Origin of the sequence: Pseudomonas sp. Sample_9 (assembly GCF_004307535.1) — a bacterium.
GTDB classification, from domain to species: domain Bacteria; phylum Pseudomonadota; class Gammaproteobacteria; order Pseudomonadales; family Pseudomonadaceae; genus Aquipseudomonas; species Aquipseudomonas mercuritolerans.
This window is the reverse complement of record NZ_RAZO01000385.1, coordinates 15,449-19,074: the sequence shown is the minus strand read 5'-3', so window position 1 is coordinate 19,074 and position 3,626 is coordinate 15,449. Positions and strand designations below refer to the sequence as shown.

General features: G+C 60.6%; 3 protein-coding genes and 1 tRNA gene (1 of these 4 cut by a window edge). 1 reads left to right on the top strand and 3 read right to left on the bottom strand.

The window, feature by feature from the left end; genetic code table 11:
• Positions 1 to 602, top strand: a 602-nt coding sequence (locus tag D6877_RS22100) for a methyl-accepting chemotaxis protein (protein WP_241662936.1), incomplete at its 5' end; no start/stop codon positions are given.
• An 80-nt stretch (positions 603 to 682) separates the two neighbouring features.
• Here D6877_RS22100 and D6877_RS22095 read toward each other — a convergent pair.
• The 3 genes from D6877_RS22095 to D6877_RS29260 all read right to left on the bottom strand — a co-directional run.
• The gene (locus D6877_RS22095) at positions 683 to 2,248 is read right to left on the bottom strand and encodes an iron ABC transporter permease (RefSeq protein ID WP_122748046.1); all 1,566 of its coding nucleotides are present in this window, start codon (positions 2,246 to 2,248) and stop codon (positions 683 to 685) included.
• Positions 2,248 to 3,258 (bottom strand): extracellular solute-binding protein, encoded by a 1,011-nt coding sequence (locus D6877_RS22090; protein ID WP_016771941.1) that lies wholly within the window; start codon positions 3,256 to 3,258, stop codon positions 2,248 to 2,250. Before D6877_RS22090 ends, D6877_RS22095 begins: the two co-directional genes overlap by 1 nt.
• A gap of 302 nt (positions 3,259 to 3,560) precedes the next feature.
• Positions 3,561 to 3,626: transfer RNA gene (locus tag D6877_RS29260), tRNA-Leu, on the bottom strand (it continues 86 nt past the right edge of the window).

Genomic DNA, 3,626 nt, shown 5'->3' with positions numbered 1-3,626 from the left:
AGGTCGGCAGCCTGATCGAAGCGCTGGCCGGGCAGGTCGATACCGGGGCGAAGGTCATCGAGCGACTGGCGCAGCAGAGTGAGCAAATCGAGGTGGTGTTGACGGTGATTCATGGCATCGCTGAACAGACCAACCTGCTGGCGTTGAACGCTGCGATCGAGGCGGCGCGGGCCGGTGAGACCGGGCGTGGTTTCGCCGTGGTCGCCGATGAAGTGCGTGCGCTGGCGAGCAAAACGCAGAGCTCGACGGGTGATATTCAAGCGCACATCGTCGCTCTGCAGCAGGGCGCACGTGAGGCGGTCGAGGCGATTGGTCAGGCCGGACGGCAGGCCAGCGAAGGTTTGCTGGTGTTGCGCGACAGTGCGCGGTTGCAGCAGTCGGTGCAGGCTTCGGTTGAGCAGGTGCATGCGGCGATCGGTCTGGCGACGCAAGCAGCAGCGCATCAGGCGCAGGGTGCACAGGCAGTGCGTGGGCGGGTCGAGACGATTCATGCACAGGCCGAGAAAGCGGCGCAGGCAGTGGTGGAGACCACGGCCAGTGGCAAGGTGCTGGATGGCCTGGCTGCGCAATTGAAGGCTAGCCTGGGACAATTCCGCGCTTAAGATCAAAAGATCGCAGCCTGCGGCAGCTCCTACAGGGAAACGCAAATTCCGATGTAGGAGCTGCCGAAGGCTGCGATCTTTTAGCGGCTCAGATACATCCGCGTCGTCAGCAGATAAACCGGCAACCCCGAGACCACAATCAACAACGCCGCATAAGGCGCCGCCGCCGCAAACTCGACATTCGCCGTATGCGCCCAGACTTCGGTCGCCAATGTATTGAGTCCGGTTGGGCTGAGCAGCAACGTTGCCGTCAATTCCTTCATCGCATCAAGAAATACCAGCGCAAACGCTGCGCCCAGTGCCGGGAAAATGATCGGTAAGGTCACCCGGCAAAACGCGGTGAACGACGATGCGCCTAATGTCCGCGCCGCTTCTTCCAGCTGCGGTGCAGCCTTGTTCAGCGCAGTGCGGATCGGCGCCTGCGCCAATGGCAGGAACAGCAGCGCATAGGCGATCAGCAGCAAGCCCGACGTCTGATACAGCACTGGCACGTAATGCAGGGCGAAATACACCAGCGTCAACGCAATCACCAGCCCCGGCAGCGCGTGCAACAGATAAGGCAGGCGTTCGGCCCAGATTGCCAATCGGCCTTTATAGCGCACCACCAGCAACCCGACCGGCACCGCCAGCACCAGGCACAGCGCCGCACCGCCCAATGACAATGCCAGCGATGACAACAGCGCCTCGGTGATCGCCGCTACCGGGAACGCCGCCGATGAGCCGACCGCCAGCCAGTAGGCCAACATGCCCAGCGGAACGCCGCTGCCGATAATCGCCAGCAACAGGCAATACAACTGACCAAGCGCCGCCCACGGTCCAAGCTTTACCTGTTCAGCCTGTCGCGCTGCGCCCTGTCCGGTGCGCACATGCCGGCCCTTGCCGCGCACGCGCAGCTCCAGCCACAACAGCAGCAGACACAGCGCCAGCAACACCGCCGAAAGCATCGCGGCGTTGGCATTGCTGAATTCCAGTTCGAATTGCTGGTAGATCGCCGTGGTGAAGGTTTGCAGGCCAATGATCGACAGCGCGCCGAATTCCACCAGCATGTGCAGGGCAATCAGCAGCGAACCGGCCAGCAGCGATGGCCACAGCAGCGGCAGGGTGACGCGGAAAAATACGCCCCAGCGATTCTGTCCCAACGTGCGGGCGGATTCTTCGAGGGAGGGATCGAGATTGCGCAGGGTCGCCGCTACTGGCAGGAAGATCAGCGGATACTTCGACAGGCTCATCACCAGAATCGCCCCGCCTAGGCCTTCGAATTGCGCGCTGAGCGAGACCCAGGTGAAGCTGCTGACAAACGCCGGCACCGCAAACGGCAGGCACAGGATCACGCCCCACAGGCGCCGCCCTGGCAGATTGCTGCGCTCCAGCAGCCACGCTAGCGACAGACCTATCACGGCGCAGGTAACCGTCACGCCGACCATCAATGCCAAGGTGTTGCGCAGCAGGCCAAACACATACGGGCGCCACAACAAGTGCAGCGCCTCGGCCCATCCGGCCTGCCAGGCTTTCAGTCCGACATAGGCCAGTGGCAGCAGGCTCATGACCACCAGTAGCAATACCGGCAGCACCAGCCAGATCGACGGCCGTTTGCGTCGTGGCACGTAACCCCCGCGCGCGGCGGGGGCCGATAACGATGCTGCCATCAGTTCAGGCCAACTTCGCGTTCCAGTTCCAGCGCTTCTTCAGCGTTGCCCAGATCCGCCGGGGTGACGTTCGGCGCTTCCAGTTCGCTGAACGGCTTGAGGCCGCGATCCGATTCCATGCCTTTGTGCAGCGGGTATTCAGCGGTGGTCTGAGTGATCACGCGCTGACCTTCTTCGCTGGCCATGAAGGCGAGGAATTGCTGGGCTTCTTTTGGATGTTTGCTGGATTTCAGCACGGCAGCACTGGACACGGTGATCAGGCCGCCAGCGTCGCCGCCGGTGAAGTAATGCAGTTTGGAATCGAGCTTGCCTTTCTCGCGTTGCAGGGCGAACCAGTAGTAGTTGTTCACCAGCACGGTAGCGACTTCGCCGTTTTCCACAGCTTTGAGCGCGACCATGTTGTTGCTGTAGGTCTTGCCGAACGCGCGCAGACCGGTCAGCCATTCCTCCGCAGCGTCGCGACCGTGCAGTTTGATGATTGCTACGGCCTGCTCCTGGAAGGCGCCACTGGTCGGCACGAAGCCGACCTTGCCCTGCCACTGCGGCTCTGAGAATTCCATCACCGATTTCGGCAGGTCTTTTTCATCTATCAGTTTCGGATTGAACGCGACGACGCGGACGCGGGCGGTAACGCCAATCCAGGTACCGTTGGCGGCGACGTATTTTTCCGGCAAAACCGCTAGGGTGGCGTCATCGGCCTTGGCCAGCAGACCCTGTTCGCCGAGGTTGTTCAGCGGCGGCGACTCTTCGGTGTAGATCACATCGGCGGGCGAGCGGTCGCCTTCTTCGATGATCTGGCTGGCGAGCTGATTGCTGCTGCCTTTGCGCACGTTGACGTGAATGCCGGTCTTGGCTTCAAAAGCCTTGGCAATCGCGTCGCCGACTTCCTTGTGCTGGCCGTTGTAGAGAGTCAGGGAAACCGCATCGGCAGCCTGGGTGAGGGGAGTGGCGAGTGCCAGGCCGAGGAGGGTGAAGGTCAGGCCTCGGCGCAGGGTATTTCGAAACGTCATTCGCAGGGTTCCTCACTGTCGCATTGCAAAAACTTGCAACAATGATAAACGATATTGTTTCTCAAGTGCGCCTTGTGCGGGGCGAGGTGATCTTGTAGGAGCTGGCGAAGGCTGCGATCTTTTAATTTTGCTTTTGATGATAAAGATACGGGCAACAGCAAGATCAAAAGATCGCAGCCTCGTTGCACTCGTCAGCTCCTACAAGCTCTTACAAGACCTGCGGAAATTCAGGAAGCCAGAAACGCAAAAACCCGCTTTCGCGGGTTTTTGTGAAGTCCAAGGCCTGAACCTTGAATTTGAATTGGTGCCCAGAAGAAGACTCGAACTTCCACGACCGTAAGGTCACCAGCACCTGAAGCTGGCGTGTC

What these genes read in the sequence shown, in the direction of transcription:
- D6877_RS22095 (WP_122748046.1), bottom strand. Translation starts at nt 2,248, where the DNA reads ATGGCAGCATCGTTATCGGCCCCCGCCGCGCGCGGGGGTTACGTGCCA.
- D6877_RS22090 (WP_016771941.1), bottom strand. Translation starts at nt 3,258, where the DNA reads ATGACGTTTCGAAATACCCTGCGCCGAGGCCTGACCTTCACCCTCCTC.